We start from the raw sequence: 19610 nt of genomic DNA on the forward strand, positions 1-19610 counted from the left end.
TTCTCCCAGCCTTGGAGCATAAAAAAAGGCGCGAGTTCAACTCGCGCCTTTCTTGGGCTGACAGCCGGGAAAACGATGGCCGTTATGGACGGTCGTCGACTTCCTTCTCGGTGTTGGCCGGAGGAATCAGATCCTCAGTGGTCAGGTTCAGCCAGATCAGCACCACGTTAGCGATGTAGATCGACGAGTAGGTACCCGCCAGTACGCCGATAAACAGCGCGATCGAGAAGCCGAACAGGTTGTCACCGCCGAAGAACAGCAGCGCCGCAATCGCCAGCAAGGTGGAGATTGACGTCGCCATGGTGCGCAGCAGGGTTTGCGTGGTCGAGATGTTGATGTTCTCGATCAGCGTTGCCTTGCGCAGGACACGGAAGTTCTCACGAACCCGGTCGAATACCACGATGGTGTCGTTCAGCGAGTAACCGATGATCGCCAGCACCGCCGCCAGTACAGTCAGATCGAAAGTGATCTGGAAGTACGACAGGATACCAATGGTCACGATCACGTCGTGGATCAGCGAAACGATGGCGCCGACCGCGAACTTCCACTGAAAGCGGAAAGCCAGGTAGATCAGGATGCCGCCGAGCGCCAGCAACATGCCGAGGCCGCCCTGGTCGCGCAGCTCTTCACCGACCTGCGGGCCGACGAACTCGACACGCTTGACCGTTGCCGGGTTGTCGCCGCCGACCTTCAGCAGCGCTTCCGCCACCTGATGGCCCAGTTGCGGGTCTTCACCCGGCATGCGCACCAGCAGATCGGTAGTCGCACCGAAGCTCTGCACGATTGCTTCGTGGTAACCCGACGTCGCCAGCTGCTCACGCACCTTGGTAACGTCGGCCGGACGCTCGTAGGTCAGCTCGATGAGCGTACCGCCGGTGAAGTCCAGACCCCAGTTCATGCCCTTGGTAGCGACACTGAACATAGCCAGCAACGTGAGAAACACTGTGACGCCGAACGCGAAGTTGCGAACGCCCATGAAGTTGATTGTACGTAACATGGCAGCCCCTTAAATCCACAACTTCTTGAAGTCACGTCCGCCGAAGATCAGGTTGACCATTGCGCGGGTCACCATGATGGCCGTGAACATCGAGGTAAAGATCCCGAGGGACATGGTCACTGCGAAACCTTTGACCGGGCCTGTGCCCATGGCAAAGAGAATCCCGCCGACCAACAAGGTGGTCAGGTTGGCGTCGAGAATCGCGGTGAATGCCCGGCCGAAGCCTTCGTTGATTGCACGCTGCACAGTCATGCCGGCGGCGATCTCTTCACGAATCCGCGAGAAGATCAGCACGTTGGCGTCGACCGCCATACCCATGGTCAGCACGATACCGGCGATACCCGGCAGGGTCAGCGTTGCACCCAGCAGCGACATCAGGGCCAGCAGCAGCACCATGTTCACCGCCAAAGCAACGGTAGCGATGATGCCGAAGAAGCGGTAGATGGCGATGATGAACAGCGACACGAACAGCATGCCCCACAGCGACGCATCGATACCTTTGGTGATGTTGTCAGCACCCAGGCTCGGGCCGATGGTGCGCTCTTCAGCGAAGTACATCGGTGCGGCCAGACCACCGGCACGCAGCAGCAGCGCCAGTTCGGACGATTCGCCCTGACCGTTCAGGCCAGTGATGCGGAACTGAGCACCCAGCGGCGACTGAATGGTCGCCAGGCTGATGATCTTCTTCTCTTCTTTGAACGTTTGCACCGCAACGTCTTTCTCGACGCCATCGACCACTTGCTTGGTGTAAGTGGTGACCGGACGCTGTTCGATGAAGATCACCGCCATGCTGCGACCGACGTTCGAACGAGTAGCGCGGCTCATCAACTCACCACCATGACCATCCAGACGGATGTTCACTTCAGGCGTGCCGTGCTCGCCGAAACCGGCTTTGGCGTCGGTGACCTGGTCACCGGTGATGATCAGACCACGTTCGATCTGTGCTGGCGGACGATTGCCTTCACGGAACTCAAAGGTTTCGGAGGTGGCTTTCGAAGCACCCGGCTCAGCAGCCAGACGGAACTCAAGGTTGGCCGTCTTGCCGAGAATACGCTTGGCTTCGGCAGTGTCCTGCACGCCCGGCAGCTCAACCACGATGCGGTTGGCGCCCTGACGCTGAACGATCGGTTCGGCAACACCCAGCTCGTTGACGCGGTTACGTACCGTGGTCAAGTTCTGCTTGATGGAGTATTCACGGATTTCCGCCAGCTTGGCCGGGGTCATCGCCAGACGCAGCACCGGTTGACCGTTGAGGTCGGCCGGAACAATGTCGAAATCGTTGAAGTTCTTGCGGATCAGTGCACGGGCCTGTTCGCGGGAGTCTTCATCACTGAAGCCCAACTGAATGGCACCGCCCAGTTGCGGCAGACTGCGATAGCGCAGCTTCTCTTTGCGCAGCAGGCTCTTGACGTCGCCTTCGTAGACTTTCAGGCGTGCATCGAGGGCTTTGTCCATGTCCACTTCCAGCAGGAAGTGCACACCACCGGACAAGTCCAGACCCAGCTTCATCGGGTGCGCGCCCAGGTTGCGCAGCCATTGCGGGGTGGTCTGTGCCAGGTTCAGCGCGACAACGTAGTCATCACCCAATGCCTTGCGCACAACGTCTTTGGCCGGCAGCTGGTCTTCAGCCTTGCTCAGACGGATCAGACCGCCCTTGCCGTTGGCGGCCAGCGTGGCTGCCTTGACGTTGATCCCGGACTCCTTGAGCGCAGTGCTCACACGATCCAGATCAGCCTGATTGACTTGCAGCGCAGTGCTTGCACCGCTGACCTGAATGGCCGGGTCATCGGGGTATAGATTCGGAGCGGAATAAATCAGACCGATCGCCAGCACCGCCAGGATCAGAATGTATTTCCACAGAGGATATTTGTTCAGCATCACGCCGCCCGTTATAAACGCGGGGCGCCTTGCGCGCCCCGTCGATTGAGTAGAAGTTGTTGCTTCAGATCGCTTTCAGCGTGCCTTTTGGCAGCGTGGCGGCGATGGCGCCTTTCTGGAACTTCATTTCCACGGTGTCGGAAACTTCCAGAACCACGAAGTCATCGGCCACTTTGGTGATCTTGCCAGCGATGCCGCCGGTGGTGACCACTTCGTCGCCCTTCTGCAGGCTGCTCAGCAGGTTCTTCTGCTCTTTGGCGCGCTTGGCCTGTGGACGCCAGATCATCAGGTAGAAGATGACCAGGAAGCCGACCAGGAAAATCCACTCGAAACCGCCGCCCATTGGGCCGGCAGCAGCCGGTGCAGCCGCGTCAGCCATGGCGTTAGAGATAAAAAAGCTCATTTAGCACTCCAGTTGCAAATGTTGAATCTTGGGGTCAGAAAACTCAGTCCAAAGGCGGAACGGGGAGCCCGCGTTTGGCGTAGAAGGCATCGACAAAGGCGGCCAATGTACCCTGTTGAATAGCCTCGCGCAAACCAGCCATCAGCACCTGATAATGGCGCAAGTTATGGATGGTATTGAGCATGCTTCCCAGCATTTCGCCGCACTTGTCCAGGTGATGCAGATAAGCGCGGGAGAAGTTCTGGCAGGTATAGCAATCGCAGGTCGGATCCAGCGGCGATTCATCATGGCGATGGAACGCGTTACGGATCTTCAGCACGCCTGTATCAATGAACAGATGCCCATTGCGGGCATTACGGGTTGGCATCACGCAATCGAACATGTCCACACCGCGGCGCACACCCTCAACCAGATCTTCCGGTTTGCCAACGCCCATAAGGTAACGAGGTTTGTCAGCCGGCATCATGCCCGGCAGATAATCCAGCACTTTGATCATCTCGTGCTTCGGCTCGCCCACCGACAGACCGCCAATGGCCAGGCCATCGAAGCCGATTTTGTCGAGGCCTTCCAGCGAGCGCATGCGCAGATCCTGGTGCATGCCGCCCTGAACGATGCCGAACAATGCAGCGGTGTTTTCACCGTGAGCATTTTTCGAGCGCTGAGCCCAGCGCAGCGACAATTCCATCGATACGCGCGCGACGTCTTCATCAGCAGGATACGGCGTGCATTCATCGAAAATCATCACGATGTCGGAACCGAGATCGCGCTGCACCTGCATCGATTCTTCCGGGCCCATGAACACTTTGGCGCCGTCGACCGGGGAGGCGAAGGTCACGCCCTCCTCCTTGATTTTGCGCATCGCGCCGAGGCTGAACACCTGGAAGCCACCGGAGTCGGTGAGGATCGGGCCTTTCCACTGCATGAAATCGTGCAGGTCGCCGTGTTCCTTGATCACTTGAGTGCCAGGACGCAGCCACAGGTGGAAGGTGTTGCCGAGAATGATTTCTGCGCCGGTGGCAACGATGTCACGCGGCAACATGCCCTTGACCGTGCCGTAAGTGCCCACCGGCATGAACGCCGGGGTCTCGACGGTGCCACGCGGGAAGGTCAGACGACCACGTCGGGCCTTGCCATCGGTGGCCAGAAGTTCAAAGGACATGCGACATTCGCGACTCATTCTGTTTCCTCTGGGCCGGTTTCTTTAGGGGCAGTAGGTGCGGGATTACGGGTGATGAACATCGCATCACCGTAGCTGAAAAAGCGGTAACCGTTGTCGACGGCAGCCTTGTAGGCAGCCATGGTCTCGGGATAACCGGCAAATGCCGAAACCAGCATCAGCAGCGTCGATTCCGGCAAATGGAAATTGGTCACCAGGGCGTCGACCACATGGAACGGCCGGCCCGGGAAGATAAAGATATCGGTGTCGCCACTGAACGGCTTGAGCACGCCATCGCGCGCGGCGCTTTCCAGCGAGCGCACGCTGGTAGTACCGACCGCAATCACCCGACCACCGCGCGCACGGCACGCTGCGACTGCATCGACCACATCCTGGCCGACTTCCAGCCACTCGGTGTGCATGTGGTGATCTTCAAGCTTCTCGACGCGCACCGGCTGGAACGTCCCCGCGCCCACGTGCAACGTGACAAACGCGGTCTCGACGCCCTTGGCCGCAATCGCTTCCATCAGCGACTGATCGAAATGCAGCCCGGCCGTCGGCGCCGCCACCGCACCGAGTTTCTCGGCGTACACGGTCTGATAACGCTCGCGATCCGAGCCTTCGTCCGGGCGGTCTATATAAGGAGGCAACGGCATGTGCCCGACGCGATCGAGCAGCGGCAGTACTTCTTCAGCGAAGCCCAGCTCGAACAACGCATCGTGACGCGCGAGCATTTCGGCTTCGCCACCGCCGTCGATAAGAATCTTCGAACCCGGCTTCGGCGACTTGCTGGAGCGCACATGGGCCAGCACGCGGTGCGTATCGAGCACCCGCTCAACGAGGATTTCCAGCTTGCCGCCGGACGCTTTCTGCCCGAACAGCCGCGCCGGAATCACCCGGGTATTGTTGAACACCATCAAATCGCCCGGGTGCAAATGCTCAAGCAAATCAGTGAATTGACGGTGTGCGAGGGCGCCGCTCGGCCCGTCAAGGGTCAGCAGGCGACTACCGCGACGCTCGGCCAAAGGGTGGCGGGCGATCAGCGAATCAGGGAGTTCGAAAGTAAAGTCAGCAACACGCATGATGGGGTTCGTCTAGCAGGGCCGGAAAGTCTAGCGGAAATATCGAAAATTCTCTATGTACCTGATTGACCGACGGTAATCTCATCTCTATACTTCGCCGCCATTGAGCCCTGATGGCGGAATTGGTAGACGCGGCGGATTCAAAATCCGTTTTCGAAAGGAGTGGGAGTTCGAGTCTCCCTCGGGGCACCAAAATTAAGAAAGGTCTTGCTTAGCAAGGCCTTTTTTTTCGTCTGACGTAAAAATGGCGTATCCACGCCAACCTGCGTCATTTGATGCTGTTGAGGAGAATGATCATGGCAAGGAAGGCCCCCGCTAGCGCCAAAGCGGAGAAAACAATTTCGTCAACGCTTTCGAACCACACAGACGACATGTGGACGAAGAATCCAGCCCTCATCAAAAGCTTTCTAGATGCGAAGCCTGAGTTCGAACAACTCTGCGCCGAAGTTGAATACATCTTGAAAAAGAAGGTGACTCAAGCGTCCATAGAAACTTCGTTTTTAGGATCGAGAGCTAAGACGCTCAACAGCTTTCTTGAAAAGTTGACTCGCAAAAGCTATCCAGATCCTTTCAATCAGATTGATGACTTTGCTGGTGCCAGAGTAGTTTGCCTTTATAACAATGACATCACAAAAGTTATAGAGATCATACGAAATGAGTTTGATGTAGCCGAAGAGATCAACAAGCGCGAGGAGCTGGATACAAACAAGTTTGGTTACATCGGGCACCATTTCATAGTGCGCCTCAGCGAGAAATATTCCGGCGCAAGGTACGATGACCTGCGAAACTTAAGATGCGAGATCCAAGTCCGCACAGTAGTTCAAGACGCCTGGTCTATAATTCAGCACCACATGGTGTACAAAAAAGAATCACAAGTCCCATCAAACCTAATTCGAAAACTCAATGGTCTAGCAGGCTTATTTGAAACTGTCGATGATCAGTTCGAATTCATCAGATTACAGCGAGACAAGTATCTGGAAGAGGTTCGGGAAAGCAAAAACACCCCGAATAACTTTCTAGAGAACGAGCTTAACTACGACAGCCTAGTTGAATTCGTTCAGTGGCGCTACAAGCAGGAACTTAGTGACCAGGATCGAGCTAACATCACTAAGGTACTCGACGTACTGAATGATATTGGGATCTCATCTCTGAAAGAACTCGAAACTCAGATCGAAAGAAATGAAGCCTTTTGTAAGTTAGCGATTGATAACTATCAGAAATCTTTCGCGGAAGATGATCCGAACGCTCCCAAAGCTCCAATATTTCCAGTAATTAACGTAGCTCTCGCGGTATCTGCAAACCCTGTGTGGCGGTCTATGTTTCCTTGGGGACCCACCTGGAGCAACGCACTGACTAATACTGACGCTCAGCTTTGAAGCTATCTACACGATATTTCAGGTACATACCACATTTTGAAAACGTGGTCTGTTCCTGAGGGATCCCGATACGGTAACGATGCCCCTTTTCTCTTCAGATCCTTACAATTTCAACATTGGAACTCAGTAAGCGAGGGCACCTCCCGCTACCACGGTCCGGCGGGTTTCCGACCCCGTACGCTTGGAGGAGTGCCAGGGTCCCCCCGGGCCTTGCGCTCCATTTCATATGCGCCGATGCCGCTAGCTAGGCTAAAATAGACAAACTCATTGTAGAATCCCTTAATTCTCGGTTGATCTCCGAGCCTTTGCATCCTCATAAAAGAATCTGAAATGGTCGATATTTCCGAACAAGAATTGATACGGCGTCTTGAGTTGATGGACGAGGAAACGTTGATCTTCATATCCAAATACTCCCAAGATCGACGAAAGCTTGCTAAGACATCCACCCTGATAAGCACAGCGATAGCCACGATTGCCGGTTTTGCGCTATCTGTCAGTTCTTTTTTTCCAGGCTCAAATACAATATTAATCGGTGTCATTTCCATCGTGTTAGGTGCCGTCGTTGCAGGTCTAGGTCTGTGGGAAAGACAACGAGAGGAGATGCGCCTGATCAGTCAAGCGCTGAAGGAGTCAGCCGGAGCAAAGAACCCGAATGCTGAGAGAAAAAAGGAGCTGATCGAGAAGTTTCTTAAGGCGGAGGGTCTCTGAATGGCTGGCCCAAACACCTTCATTTACATCGCTCTGATAGCAGGCGTGCTGTTTACGATTTATAGCTTGTGTCTGATGAGATCACTTCCTCTGCTGGCAGAGCTTTTCTCGCTGATGCTCTCAGCCGCGGCGGCTTATTCGGGCGTTGAGCTTTGCTATGCCGTGTTAGAAGGAAGCAAAAAGCTTGGAGATTTCCAAGACCAAAAATTGACTATCGTACTCGGCTCTGTCGCCGTCTTCTGGGTTGCTCTATTGACTGCGATAAATTTGGTCAAAGGAGTGGCAGGACGTGCTGAAATTCAGAAAAAAATGTCCACCGTACCTCAGCAAGAAAATGCGTGACATTCGTAGCCAGAGGACCCCTAGCGTCCAATAGCCTGAATCCCCATATAATCCGGCTACAAGACACGATTTAAATGGCGCCTATGAGGCTCCCTCGGGCACCAAAATTAAGAAAGGTCTTGCTTAGCAAGGCCTTTTTTTCGCCTGCAATAAAGTGACCGCGCAATGCAGAACGCTCACCACCGCGCGGGTAGCACGTGACATGGCACGGACTCAGGTGTCGGAGTCTTTTGCAGGCTCAGCCTGAGCATTTCCCCCAAACAACCGCGCCGCTATCGCCCGCCCCCGCTCCAGCCCCTCCTCCGTCAACCAGACCGACTTGTTCCTGTTCACCGGGTTACTGATGAAACCCTGCTCATGCAATCGGTTCATGATCTCGAAGTCGAACCCTTTCCAGGCATTGCCGTCGTCGGAACTGAGCGCTGCCAACAGGGCAAGCACGGCGTCTTCCATCAGTTTGTCGTCGTATTCCATGGTCGTCACTCCATTCGTATCCAACAGTTAACGTCGAGTGTGTAAAGGCTCACCATAATACTCGCCGGCCTCCGATGGAAATGCCGCGCAATCCCGTGAAGGTTATTGATCGGCTTCAGTGTGCCCGGCCTCGCCTTTGGGCTGCACTTGTTGATCCCGCTCCGTATAATCCCGCCACTCTGAAGGCAGCCCAGCGCATCTTGCACCTAACGGTGGCTGCCTCCAGTCATCAACTCTCACACTGACGGACGTCGCTAAAGGCACCCCATGGAAACGTCACTGGAAACAGTCGCCCTTTTCTCCCTCAAGCTCGCTTACGAGGAAGAAGGCCTGAGCCCGATCCTGCGGGACGACATGGTCATGGGTGATTACCAGAAAGACATTTTCGAACTATTGGTGCGGCGCGGGGATGTCGAGACCATTCAGTTCAAGATGAATGAATGCCTGGGACTGGCGATGGACGCCTTGGGCGGTGTCGAGAAACCGTTGGGGCGGGAGTTGCAGAAGTTGTCAGCCGAGTTCAGCGAGGCGCGTTCGCTGGAGCAGCTGGATCAGCCGCTCCTCGCGCTCAAGGGCTATTTGAAAGACATCTTGTAATGGGCTGAGGCGTTACAGCAGATGCTTCGAGATGTACTTGGAGATCTCCACCATCGACGTCTTCCCGGTGAATTCGAACTTCACCTTCCCCAGTGACGAGAAGTAAATCTCCAGCTCCGAATCCAGATCGAACGTGCCCGAGGTTTCCACGGAGTAGGCGACGATGTTCTTGTACGGCAAGGAAGTGAAATCCTTCTTGCTGCCGGTAATCCCCTGAACGTTGACGGCGATGATGCGTTTGTTGGTAAACACCACGCCGTCACGCATGGCCTTGTAAGAGTCGATCACTTCTTCACCGTCCAGCAACAGCGCGGTTACGCGTTCGGCGTACTCATCGTTCTGCTTGAGTTTGAAGAAGCCTTTGTTGTTGAAGTCGATCATCTGTCCATCCTCATCTTCAAGAAAACATCCCGGTATTTCTTAGTTTCAACGACGGGCTTTCAGCACGCGGATATCGGTTGGGAACCCGTCGGCACCAACAAGCTTTTTCCAACCCAGATACTGAAACTCACCCTTCTCATCAATGTAATCACCCTTCTCCACTGATCGGCCGCCAACCACCGCAACGCGCTTCACTTCGCCACAACCGCCGTCAGAAGGCCGAACCGTATAGATCACATACGGCTTCACATATTGCGTGGCGCGGAAGTATTGGCCGCAGATTTCGTCGACGGTGATCAACATGGTTTTCAGGCGTGCTTCGCCGTCGGTGTCTTCGTGCAGTTTCAGGAAAGATATATCACCGACGTCGCTGTAGCCGAGGGAGCGGGCGCGTTGGTAGGCGGGGGAATTCTGGTGGGCGATGCGGCCTTCCTCCGCAGCACCTTGCATTTTTGCGGCGAACTCGGCTTTGCCTTGGGCAATGATTGATTCAGCCTGGCCCGCGAAGTTTTCGCATTCGGCGAATTCTCGCGAGCCCAGGTGATTGGGCGTCAGGTTGGAGCGGTGTTCATTCATGGTCTGCAGGTTGCTTTCCAGGGCAAACATCACGTCGTAGGCGGTGGTGCGGCCGCTTTGTACGTCGGCCATTTTTTCCAGCACGCGCTGGCAGTTGCCGGCGTAGTACTTCCAGCTGTTTTCCGGATGCTCTTGCACGGCGGCGAATGCTGGGGCCATTGCAGCGGTGAGTGTGATTGCGCAGAGCAGGCGCAAACAGTGGGTACTGACTGGCATGGGTAGTCCGTTACGGAGATGGGCAGTGGCGCGACGCTACTATTTTGCTATCTTGCCGTCCACTGCCAGTAACGAGGTCGCCAACACCTCGGTGGAGTCAATTTTCAGAGGGAGAAACACCTTGATGGCCGTGTTGTACTTTTTCGTCTGGGGAGCCGTTTGGGCTTGGGTCGTGCAGACTCGTGGTGCCTGGAACCTGATCCTCGCCAACCTGGCGGGTGCCGCCAGCGGCTTCATCGTAGCGATGATTTTTTCGGTGATCTGTGCAGGACTTTTCCCGGCGCACGTGCCTCCTGCAACTGAGAACCTGGCCAGTAGCGTGTTGCAAATGATCACCACGTTCGGCGTGCTGGCGGGTGTCTGGATGTGGCTGGTCAGGCGTCCTCGGCCAGAGCATCCGTTGGCCCGGCAACTTTTCGCCGGTATCTGTGGGCTGGCTGCGGGTGTGACGACGCTGGCGTTTTTCGCGCTTAATTTTCACTGAGCACCGCTATCGTCACTGCCATTTCACGTCTGTTTTGTTATCTTGCCGGCCATTCTCAGCGTTCACCTTGGGCGTGCGTTGATTTCAGGTTTGGAAGGTTTAAGGAAAGGATCAAATGGAGTTTCTGCGTTTTCTGGCGATTGTCGCGGTTTGGGGGTTCATGTGGCGCTGGGTGGTCAAGAACCGTGGCAGCTGGAATATTTTCTACGGCAACATCGTTGGCGCAGCGGGCGGCTTCATTGTCGCGATGGTGGTGCTGTCGATCACGTTGTCGCTGTTTCCGTCGGCCGCGCCGAGGACAACGCAGAGCAGCGAGACGCAGAGCGCCGCGGCGGCACTCATGCCTGAATTAGAAAAGGCAATGGAGCCCATGGCTGCGATCGCGTCCTCACCTGAGAACTCCGACAACCTTACGACCTATGTCGCCAGCGAACCACAGAACGAGCCTTCGCCGCCCGAGTCCGCACTTCTACCGAACTACAGCCAGCGCCTGACCGCATTAATCCAGGAGAAAAACTTCAAGGACAACGTGCGCAACGATTTTGAAGTTTCGCGCCGACTGGCCGGCAACCATCCGGACGCGGACAGATCCCTGATGGCGTTCATGATTTGCGACCCTATTATCAAAAGTGCCATGCGTTTTTCAGCGTCGACAGCGATCGCCAGCGCCAAGAGCGCGAGCAGCCAACGGTTCAAGGATCAGACCTATACCATCAGCAGCACCGTCACCGCTCTGAACATGTTGGGCGACCATGTCAGCTACAGTTCTGACTGTTCCGTTCAGCAAGTAGACGGCAAAGATACTGACAAAGCCGCGTGGCGACTGCTCGATCTGAAGCTGAAGAAGATCGATTCTTAAGCCTCATTTAAGGGATCAAGGCGCCGGCTGCGCTATCATCGCCGGCCTGTGTGCCTTGAGCTTTGCCCTCGATGTCTTCGACACCCGCTGACCTGATCCCGCTGCCTCCTGTCCTGGCCGGCCCGCTGTTGCGACGGCTGGAGCCAACGCGCGTGGTCATGTGGCTGGTCGGCACGCGACCACTGGCGCTGACCTTACGCCTGCAAGGTGTAGGAGACATTCCTCTCGACGCCGGGAAATGCACCGTCATTCCGGTAGGTCGTCAGGCGTTTGTCCATCTCATCGATGTTGCTCTCAACAACGCCCTGCCCTGCGACACACGTATCGACTATGACCTGCTGATCGACAATGCAGAGGGCATCGCCGACTGGGCGGCGCATCTGCTTTACGGCGATGCAACCAGCCCGAACTTCGTCCTGCGCTCGCGGATCGATCAACTGCTGCACGGCTCCTGCCGCAAGCCGCATCACCCGGCGACGGATGGTTTGCTTTGCGTCGACCAATTGCTGGCGACGGAAACCGATCCGCAACAACGCCCCGCCCTGTTGATGATGAGCGGCGATCAGGTCTACGCCGACGATGTCGCCGGCCCGATGTTGCGGGCGATTCATGCCTTGATCGAACGCCTTGGCCTGTTCGACGAACACCTCGAAGGTGCCGTGGTCAGCGACAGCGCCAAGCTCTACAAACACCCGGCCAGTTACTACCACCGTGCGGATTTGTTACCGGCGCTGGAAAGCAACGAGACATTGCGCGAGCGATTTTTCGGCGGTGCGCGTAAGCCGATTTTCACCAGCAGCAGTGCTGACAATCATCTGGTGACGTTCGCCGAAGTCATGGCGATGTACTTGCTGGTATGGTCGCCGACGGCCTGGTCGCTGATCGATCCGCAAGCGCCCGAACTGACGCCCGAACGCCTCAAGCGCTACACCCTCGAACAGACTCGCATCGACGCGTTCAAGGCTGGATTGGACAAGGTCGCCCGCGCGCTGGCGCATCTGCCGAGCCTGATGATTTTCGATGATCACGACATCACCGATGACTGGAACCTGTCCGCGCAATGGGAGGAAACGGCCTACGGCCATCCGTTCTCCAAACGCATCATCGGCAACGCGTTGATCGCCTATATGTTGTGTCAGGGCTGGGGCAATAATCCCGATGCGTTCAAGGATGTGCTGGGAAAAACCCTGAGCCTTAGCGCCAGCGGTGATGATCAGTATCTCGACAGCCCGGTGCAGGACGGTTTGATCGATGACCTGCTGCGCTTTCAGCATTGGCATTTCGTACTGCCAACCAGTCCGGCGCTGGTAGTCATCGACACGCGCACCCGACGCTGGCGCAGTGAGATGGCGCTCAAGCAACCGTCGGGCCTGCTCGATTGGGAGGCGCTGAGCGAACTGCAACAGGAACTGCTTGATCACCCGTCAGCGATCATCGTTTCTCCGGCGCCGATCTTCGGCGTGAAGCTGATTGAAACCGTACAAAAGGTCTTCAGTTGGTGCGGTTTTCCGCTGCTGGTCGACGCGGAAAACTGGATGGCCCATCGCGGTGCCGCGCAAGTGATCCTGAATATTTTCCGCCACTCGCGCACACCGGGTAACTACGTGGTGCTGTCCGGCGACGTGCATTATTCCTTCGTCTACGAAGTGCTTATCCGCCACCGCAAGGCCGGGCCGCGAATCTGGCAGATCACCAGCAGCGGGATCAAGAACGAGTTTCCGAAAAGCCTGCTGGAATGGTTCGACCGCCTCAACCGCTGGCTCTACTCGCCGCGCTCACCGTTGAACTGGTTTACCAAACGCCGCCGCATGCGCATCGTGCCCTACACGCCGGAACATGCTGAGGCAGGTGAGCGGTTATGGAATTCGGCGGGGATCGGTCAGGTGTTTTTCAATGAGCAGGGGCAGCCGCGCGAGATCATTCAGCACAATTCGAATGGCAAGGCGAAGACACGGATGCTGGCGCCGGATCTGGCGGATTATCCGGACTAGCCACAAGTTTTTTCCTACATTTGAAATACCAGATCCCGACAACGCGGCGGTTTCTCACTGCCCGAGACAGTGGACAAGGATTACAGACGTCTCAGAAACGTCTCCAGGGTTCTTAAGTGATACTGAACGTGCTCGCAGCAACCCTTCTGCGAAACAACCACTAGTAGGTGTCGCCTTGTCATCCTGTACTCACCTCCATACGTTCTTGGCATCCAGCGAGGATCGAGAGCTAACTTCGCAATCCCGGCAAGAATCTGAGCCTGTCGTGATGATGCCTCCTGGCGAGAACAGCACACTCGAAGAAACAGCCTACTTGATGCGCTCACCCGCAAACGCCGAGCGGTTGATCAGATCGATCGGCGAAATGCGCGCAGGAAAAGCCAAAGTCAGACATTTGATCGAAGAGTGAAAATCGTCACGACTGAACGACACATCCCACACCTCTGACAATCATCTCCACCTCACGCTCATCAATCGTCAACGGTGGCAGCAGCCGTATCGTCTTGCCCCGCGTGACGTTGATCAACAGTCCATAATCCCGCGCGGCGATCAGGGTCAGATCACGCACCGGTTGTTTCAGCTCGATCCCGATCATCAAGCCCTGCCCGCGAATCGCCAGCACATTGGGATTGTCCGCCAGCTCTGCACGCAGGCGAGTTAATAGCCGTTCCCCCTGAATCCTGGCATTTTCCAGCAGGCCCTGTTCTTCGATGATATCCAGCACCGTGCAACCGACCCGACACGCCAGTGGATTGCCGCCGAAGGTGCTGCCATGGCTGCCGGGCGTAAACAGATCCGCCGCCCTGCCCCGGGCCAGGCAAGCGCCGATCGGCACGCCGTTGCCCAGTCCTTTTGCCAGGGTCATGACATCCGGGACAATGCCTTCATGGTGAAAGGCGAACCAGCGCCCGGTACGGCCGATGCCGGTCTGGATTTCATCGAGCATCAATAGCCACGCATGGCGATTACACAGTTCGCGCAGGGCTTTAAGGTAACCGGGCGGCGCGAGCTGCACACCGCTTTCGCCTTGGATTGGCTCAACCAGAATCGCCACGATGCGCTCACCGTGCTTTTGCTGTACCTGCTCCAGCGCAGCGAGATCGCCGAACGGCACTTTGAGGAAATCCCCCGGCAAATCGTTGAAACCCAGGCGTACTGCCGGGCCATCGCTGGCTGACAAGGTACCAAGTGTGCGGCCGTGGAACGCGTTGGCCATGACCACCACCAGCGGCTGTTCGATGCCTTTGCGCCAGCCGTATAAACGCGCGAGTTTCAGCGCTGTTTCATTGGCCTCGGCACCGGAATTATTGAAAAACGCGCGCTCCATGCCCGACAGCTCAGTCAGCCGTTTCGCCAGTTGTTTCTGCCAGTCGATGCTGTACAGATTCGACGTGTGCAGCAGCAACCCGGCCTGCTCGCTGATCGCCGAAACGATCCGCGGGTGTGAGTGGCCGACGTTGGTCACCGCCACACCGGCCACCGCATCCAGATATTCGCGACCGGCCTGATCCCACAGGCGAGTGCCCAGGCCCTTGGTGAAGCTCAAGGCCAGTGGTTGGTAGGTGTTCATCAGGGCGGCGGTCATGACTTCAAACTCCAGTGCAGGTCGGTGTGCTGGCAGTATGGTTAGCCAGCGAAACTGGATAAACTCGGGAAAACTTCATTCATTTAAAAGCTGAGCTTGATAATGGACCTGTTCCAGTCGATGAGCGTGTACGTCAAAGTCGTCGAAGCCGGGAGCATGACGGCGGCCGCGTTGCAGTGCGACCTGTCGACGACCATGGTCGGCAATCATCTGCGCGCGCTGGAGCAACGGCTGGGCGTGCAACTGCTGCAACGCACGACCCGCCGTCAGCGGCTCACTGAATTCGGCAGCGTTTACTACCAGCGTTGTCTGGAAGTGTTGGGATTGGTCGCCGATTCCGAACGCCTCGCCGAGCAGACCCTCGATCAACCCCGGGGCATGCTGCGCCTCACCGCGCCGCTGACGTTCGGCGTTGAACGGCTGGCCCCGGCGCTCAGTGAATTTTCCTTGCTGTACCCGCAGGTCAAACTCGACGTGGTGCTGACCAACAGCCGTCCCGATCTACTGGAGAGTGGCCTGGATGTGGCGTTTCGGCTGGGCAATTTCGAGCAGTCCAACCTGATCGCCCGGCCTTTGATCGATTACACCCTGACCGTGTGCGCCTCGCCGCACTATGTCGCCCGGCGGGGCATGCCGAAAACCCCGGAAGACCTGCAACAACACGACTGCCTGTCGTTCGCCTATCCCGCTGGCGACGACTGGCAATCGGTGGAAAAGCGCTGGCGTCTCAGTGGTCCCGATGGGGAGATCATGGTCGACGTCAGCGGGCCTATGCTGATCAACAGCTCCGCCGGGCTGCACCAGGCGGCCCGCACCGGCATGGGCATCGTGATGCTTCCGGATGCGCTGGTGGAACAAGACCTGCGCGAAGGCCGACTGGTGAAGGTGATCGCCGACTTCCAGCCACCCAGCAGACCGATGCATCTGCTCTACGCGCCAGATCGTTATCGTTTGCCGAAATTGCGCCGGTTCGTGGAGTTTGCGATGCAGACGTGGGGGAAATCCTGACGCTGCCTACGCTGCTCTTCCATGAAAAATCGCTGACAAGGACTCGAACAGCAGATGAACAACACACCCAACGTACGTGATTTGCTGCCCGCCGAAACGGAATCGGTGCGGCAGTTTCTCGGGCTGCATGGCTGGGGCCATCGTACTGGCTCACCGGAACACTTCGCCCTACTGATCAAGAACTCTCAGCGTACCGCCGTCGCCGTCCGGGGTGAGCAGATCATCGGATTCGCTCGCGGAATCACCGACGGTTTGTCCAACGGTTACCTGTCGATGGTGGTGGTCGATGACCAGCATCGGCGTGCAGGGATTGGCCGTGCACTGGTCGAGCACATCATGGGCGACAATCCCGAAATTACCTGGGTGCTGCGGGCCGGACGCGAGGGCGCAGAGGCTTTTTTTGCCAGCCTGGGTTTTGAAACCTCGGTGATTGCCATGGAACGGCCGCGCCGGAAATAGTGCACGCCGGGAAAAAACTCGACCGGCAGACCGTTGCTCCGTGACAACGCCGCCGCGCTCCCCTAAATTAGTCGGCCTGAAAAAGCCCTCGGTTTTCTCATCTCCACTCAAGTTAAAAAAGTAGTGAAATTTCAATGTCCGATTTCAACACCGCTGAATCCGTAGTCACCGAATCGTCCAAAGCGGAATACGAAAACTCCATCAATCTTTCACAACACCTGCCACAAGCCAAAATCATCAGCGAGATGGTCCTGGACGCGTTCCAGTCGACCCGCGAAAGCGACCAGATCCGCGAGCTGCGCGCGGCGATCCGTCAGGCTCACGACAGTTTCGATGACGACAAGGCCTACGAGCTGATGGGCGAACTCAAGGCGCTGAAAGACGCCGAAGCCGCCGACCTCGCCGCCCTTGAAGACCTCAGCAGCAAGTTCTCGATCGGCCGCATCCTGTCCAGCTTCAAGGACGATCCGGCGTTCCAGGAAATCGTTTACGGCCTCGCGCTGAAAGTGCTGAACCAGACCCATCAGGCGATCAGCAATCCGAGCGGCGGCAAGGGCAAGGCTGCGAAGAAGAAAGAAGTCGAAATCTTCACCATCAGCAAGGACGGCATCAGCGTGACCCTGCCACTGCGCACGCCACGCTCGCGCCTGAACGTTGACCGTGCAGCGCTGGAGTTCCTCGGTTTCACCTTCGTTGGTGAAGGCGAAGAAGCGGAGCTGGAAAGCGAAGTCTTCGTCGACAACGCGGGTACCGAACAGGCAGTGAACCGCAAGAACATCATTACCGCGCTGCAACAGCAGACTGCGTTTGATGGGTACAGCATCGCCGCGCAGTAATAGCGCAGCGCTGAACGAAAAAGCCCCGCACTGAGATTCAGGCGGGGCTTTTTGTTGTCCGGCTTGGGATTTGTGAGAAGGCGAAAATCCTCGCCCCTCATCGGAACGCCGCCCGCCCTGCCCTCTCCCGAGGGAGAGGGAGCCGATCGGGAGATATTCAAGAGATGCACCGAAATGAAAGTGCGGTGCCGAATCCACAATCGCCTCAATCTCTCAGGTCGATGTATAGCGCAACACACCTCGGTCAGTCCCCTCTCCCAAGGGAGAGGGAGCCGATTTGCGGATATTGTGGAAGTTCGCCGAAATGAAAGTGCGGTGCCGAATCCACAATCGCCTCGGCCTCTCAGGTCGATGTATAGCGCAAGACACCTCGGTCAGTCCCCTCTCCCGAGGGAGAGGGCTAGGGTGAGGGCAAACCGCTAAACCACCCTCAAGCCGAAGGATGCAACGCTACAATCATGTCCACTTCAATCGCTGCGTTCTTCGGCAACTGATACACACCGACCGTGGTGCGCGTGTGCCGGCCGGCATCGCCGAGCACATGACTGAACACGTCCGAGGCACCGTTGGCGACTTCGCTCAGATCAACGAAGTCCGGCGTCGACTTCACATACACCGTCACCCGCAACAACGCCTTGATCTTGTCCAGCGAACCCACCGCATCGACGATCAGCGCCAGGCAACGCATCGCACTGATGCTCGCGGCGGCTTGCGCATCCTTGAGGGTCAGCTCCAGTCCGACGCGACCCGGGTACTGAATCTTGCCGTGGGTGCGCGGTACCATACCGCTGATGTACAGCTCATCATGATGACGGATCAGCGGCGCGTAATTGCCGCCGGCGGTGTTCTCACCATAGATGTCGTAGTTCAGCTCTTGGGCCAGGGCAATAAAACGCTCGTCGCAGGTCATCCTCTCAGTCATTTCGCCCAGCCTTTTGATCAGTGCATGAAGAAGCTCGAATCACGGCAGTAAAACACCGAAAAAATGGCTTGGTGCTATCACTGTCGGGGTTGGATCCAAATCTAGGGGTTTTGAACTCCACTCGCAACCCTCACCCTAGCCCTCTCCCATAGGGAGAGGGAACCGAACGCAGGATATTGACGACATACACCGACCTGAACGCACTTTACCGAATCCATAATCGCCACGACTTTGCAGGTCGGCGGTGGACTCGAGACAACTCGATCGGCCCCCTCTCCCTCTGGAAGAGGGCTGGGCGGGCGGCGTTCCGATGAGGGGCTTTACGCCAGGCAACAAAAAACCCCGCACATCTCTCAATGTGCGGGGTTTTTCTTCAAGCCTTTGAGCCTTACGGCGCGTACGTCAGCAGCAGCTCTGCGGGCACCTTGAAGTCCAGGGACATCATGACGCTCAACGCAGTGATGGTGAAGATCGAGAACACGAACAGCTTGCGTGCCCAGACCGTGTCATCCACCGCTTTGTAGCCGGTCCAGGCCATGTACAACCAGTACATGCCCATGGCCGCGGCGACGGCGAGGTAGCTCATGCCGGCGTAACCGCTGAAGGTCAGCATCAAGGTCGCTACGAGGAACGCCAGGATGTAGAGCAGGATGTGCTTCTTGGCCACTTGAATCCCGCGCTTCACTGGCAGCACCGGAATCGATGCGGCCAGGTAATCGTTGAAGCGGAAGATCGCGATGGCGTAGGAATGCGGCATCTGCCACAGGCTGAACATCACCAGCAACGTCAGCGCGGCCATGTCAAAGCTGTTGGTTACGGCGACGTAACCGATCACTGGCGGCATGGCGCCCGACAGACTACCCACCAGCGTGCCGTGAACCGACTTGCGCTTGAGGTACAGGCTGTAGAAGCCGACGTAGATGATGAAGCCGATCACCGCGAACAAAGCGGCCAACGGATTGGCCACCTTGTACAACAACGCAACGCCGAGAACACCAAGGATGGTCGCGTAGACCAGGGCCAGTTTCAGGGAGATCAAGCCCTGCACCAGCACCCGGTTCTTGGTGCGTTCCATCTTCAGGTCGATGTCGCGGTCGATGCAGTTGTTGAACACGCAACCGGAGGCAACAACCAGGGATGTACCGATCATGGCAGCCAGAAACACCGCCAGATCGACATGCCCTTTCGAGGCCAGGAAGAACCCGCCTGCCACAGAAAGCACGTTACCGAAAATGATCCCCGGTTTGGTGATTTGGATAAAGTGCTTGAGCGACATCGGG

Annotated in this window: 22 protein-coding genes and 1 tRNA gene; 12 read left to right on the forward strand and 11 right to left on the reverse strand. The window is 56.9% G+C overall.

Translation table 11 applies throughout. The features are described 5' to 3' along the window. Positions 1-82: 82 nt before the first annotated feature. The 5 genes from secF to queA all read right to left on the reverse strand — a co-directional run bounded on the left by secF (position 83) and on the right by queA (position 5516). Positions 83-997, reverse strand: a complete 915-nt coding sequence (secF, locus tag AC3IUF_RS24305; RefSeq protein WP_007916909.1) for a protein translocase subunit SecF — start codon at positions 995-997, stop codon at positions 83-85. A 9-nt stretch (positions 998-1006) separates the two neighbouring features. Beyond that, positions 1007-2875, reverse strand: a complete 1869-nt coding sequence (secD, locus tag AC3IUF_RS24310) for a protein translocase subunit SecD (protein WP_007916911.1) — start codon at positions 2873-2875, stop codon at positions 1007-1009. 64 nt (positions 2876-2939) lie between these two features. Further along, on the reverse strand, positions 2940-3278 hold the full coding sequence (yajC, locus tag AC3IUF_RS24315) for a preprotein translocase subunit YajC (protein ID WP_007916913.1): 339 nt from the start codon (positions 3276-3278) through the stop codon (positions 2940-2942). Positions 3279-3321: 43 nt separating this feature from the next. Next, complete coding sequence (gene tgt, locus AC3IUF_RS24320; RefSeq protein WP_163004798.1) at positions 3322-4437, reverse strand: tRNA guanosine(34) transglycosylase Tgt; 1116 nt, start codon at positions 4435-4437, stop codon at positions 3322-3324. Positions 4438-4451: 14 nt separating this feature from the next. Continuing rightward, positions 4452-5516, reverse strand: coding sequence for a tRNA preQ1(34) S-adenosylmethionine ribosyltransferase-isomerase QueA (gene queA, locus AC3IUF_RS24325; protein WP_489279533.1), 1065 nt, complete (start codon positions 5514-5516; stop codon positions 4452-4454). Positions 5517-5623: 107 nt separating this feature from the next. Here queA and AC3IUF_RS24330 point away from each other — a divergent pair. The 4 genes from AC3IUF_RS24330 (at position 5624) to AC3IUF_RS24345 (ending at position 7942) form a co-directional block, all read left to right on the forward strand. Then, positions 5624-5708, forward strand: a tRNA-Leu gene (locus AC3IUF_RS24330). A 104-nt stretch (positions 5709-5812) separates the two neighbouring features. After that, positions 5813-6892, forward strand: coding sequence for a GTP pyrophosphokinase (locus tag AC3IUF_RS24335; protein WP_160041724.1), 1080 nt, complete (start codon positions 5813-5815; stop codon positions 6890-6892). 330 nt (positions 6893-7222) lie between these two features. Next, positions 7223-7600 (forward strand): hypothetical protein, encoded by a 378-nt coding sequence (locus AC3IUF_RS24340; protein ID WP_160041726.1) that lies wholly within the window; start codon positions 7223-7225, stop codon positions 7598-7600. Beyond that, positions 7601-7942: a hypothetical protein gene (locus tag AC3IUF_RS24345; RefSeq protein ID WP_489279535.1), complete on the forward strand. Its 342-nt coding sequence runs from the start codon at positions 7601-7603 to the stop codon at positions 7940-7942. A gap of 213 nt (positions 7943-8155) precedes the next feature. On the opposite strand, the gene AC3IUF_RS24350 is transcribed toward AC3IUF_RS24345, so the two are convergent. Then, positions 8156-8416 carry a DUF6429 family protein gene (locus AC3IUF_RS24350; protein ID WP_489279537.1) on the reverse strand — a complete coding sequence of 87 codons (261 nt, stop codon included), beginning with the start codon at positions 8414-8416 and terminating at the stop codon, positions 8156-8158. A gap of 267 nt (positions 8417-8683) precedes the next feature. Between AC3IUF_RS24350 and AC3IUF_RS24355 the strand changes: the two genes are divergently transcribed. Further along, positions 8684-9013: a hypothetical protein gene (locus AC3IUF_RS24355; protein ID WP_108226062.1), complete on the forward strand. Its 330-nt coding sequence runs from the start codon at positions 8684-8686 to the stop codon at positions 9011-9013. Positions 9014-9025: 12 nt separating this feature from the next. On the opposite strand, the gene AC3IUF_RS24360 is transcribed toward AC3IUF_RS24355, so the two are convergent. Continuing rightward, a complete protein-coding gene (locus tag AC3IUF_RS24360; protein ID WP_007916917.1) occupies positions 9026-9394 on the reverse strand; it encodes a PH domain-containing protein in 369 nt (122 codons plus the stop codon). A 45-nt stretch (positions 9395-9439) separates the two neighbouring features. Then, positions 9440-10186: a hypothetical protein gene (locus tag AC3IUF_RS24365; protein WP_489279538.1), complete on the reverse strand. Its 747-nt coding sequence runs from the start codon at positions 10184-10186 to the stop codon at positions 9440-9442. Positions 10187-10211: 25 nt separating this feature from the next. Here AC3IUF_RS24365 and AC3IUF_RS24370 point away from each other — a divergent pair, with 25 nt between their 5' ends. The 4 genes from AC3IUF_RS24370 to AC3IUF_RS24385 all read left to right on the forward strand — a co-directional run bounded on the left by AC3IUF_RS24370 (position 10212) and on the right by AC3IUF_RS24385 (position 13929). Then, positions 10212-10670, forward strand: a complete 459-nt coding sequence (locus tag AC3IUF_RS24370) for a hypothetical protein (RefSeq protein WP_256588353.1) — start codon at positions 10212-10214, stop codon at positions 10668-10670. A 115-nt stretch (positions 10671-10785) separates the two neighbouring features. Beyond that, a complete protein-coding gene (locus AC3IUF_RS24375; RefSeq protein WP_095112386.1) occupies positions 10786-11529 on the forward strand; it encodes a hypothetical protein in 744 nt (247 codons plus the stop codon). A 71-nt stretch (positions 11530-11600) separates the two neighbouring features. Further along, on the forward strand, positions 11601-13520 hold the full coding sequence (locus tag AC3IUF_RS24380) for an alkaline phosphatase D family protein (RefSeq protein ID WP_489279540.1): 1920 nt from the start codon (positions 11601-11603) through the stop codon (positions 13518-13520). 205 nt (positions 13521-13725) lie between these two features. Further along, positions 13726-13929: a type II toxin-antitoxin system Phd/YefM family antitoxin gene (locus AC3IUF_RS24385; RefSeq protein WP_081498753.1), complete on the forward strand. Its 204-nt coding sequence runs from the start codon at positions 13726-13728 to the stop codon at positions 13927-13929. Positions 13930-13935: 6 nt separating this feature from the next. Here AC3IUF_RS24385 and AC3IUF_RS24390 read toward each other — a convergent pair whose 3' ends face one another. Next, entirely contained in the window at positions 13936-15105 is a 1170-nt protein-coding gene (locus tag AC3IUF_RS24390) for an aspartate aminotransferase family protein (RefSeq protein ID WP_489279541.1), read from the reverse strand. Between the two features lie 102 nt (positions 15106-15207). On the opposite strand from AC3IUF_RS24390, the gene AC3IUF_RS24395 reads away from it, so the two are divergent. From AC3IUF_RS24395 to AC3IUF_RS24405, 3 genes are all read left to right on the forward strand, one after another. After that, positions 15208-16113 carry a LysR family transcriptional regulator gene (locus AC3IUF_RS24395; protein ID WP_095112389.1) on the forward strand — a complete coding sequence of 302 codons (906 nt, stop codon included), beginning with the start codon at positions 15208-15210 and terminating at the stop codon, positions 16111-16113. 54 nt (positions 16114-16167) lie between these two features. Continuing rightward, positions 16168-16572, forward strand: a complete 405-nt coding sequence (locus tag AC3IUF_RS24400) for a GNAT family N-acetyltransferase (protein ID WP_489279543.1) — start codon at positions 16168-16170, stop codon at positions 16570-16572. A gap of 134 nt (positions 16573-16706) precedes the next feature. Further along, positions 16707-17408, forward strand: a complete 702-nt coding sequence (locus AC3IUF_RS24405; protein WP_460370160.1) for a hypothetical protein — start codon at positions 16707-16709, stop codon at positions 17406-17408. Positions 17409-17838: 430 nt separating this feature from the next. Here AC3IUF_RS24405 and AC3IUF_RS24410 read toward each other — a convergent pair whose 3' ends face one another. Next, entirely contained in the window at positions 17839-18330 is a 492-nt protein-coding gene (locus AC3IUF_RS24410; RefSeq protein ID WP_034156086.1) for a RidA family protein, read from the reverse strand. A 388-nt stretch (positions 18331-18718) separates the two neighbouring features. Then, positions 18719-19606, reverse strand: a complete 888-nt coding sequence (gene cyoE / locus AC3IUF_RS24415) for a heme o synthase (protein ID WP_007916939.1) — start codon at positions 19604-19606, stop codon at positions 18719-18721. Positions 19607-19610 lie beyond the last annotated feature (4 nt).

Source organism: Pseudomonas sp. KH_040 (assembly GCF_057839305.1).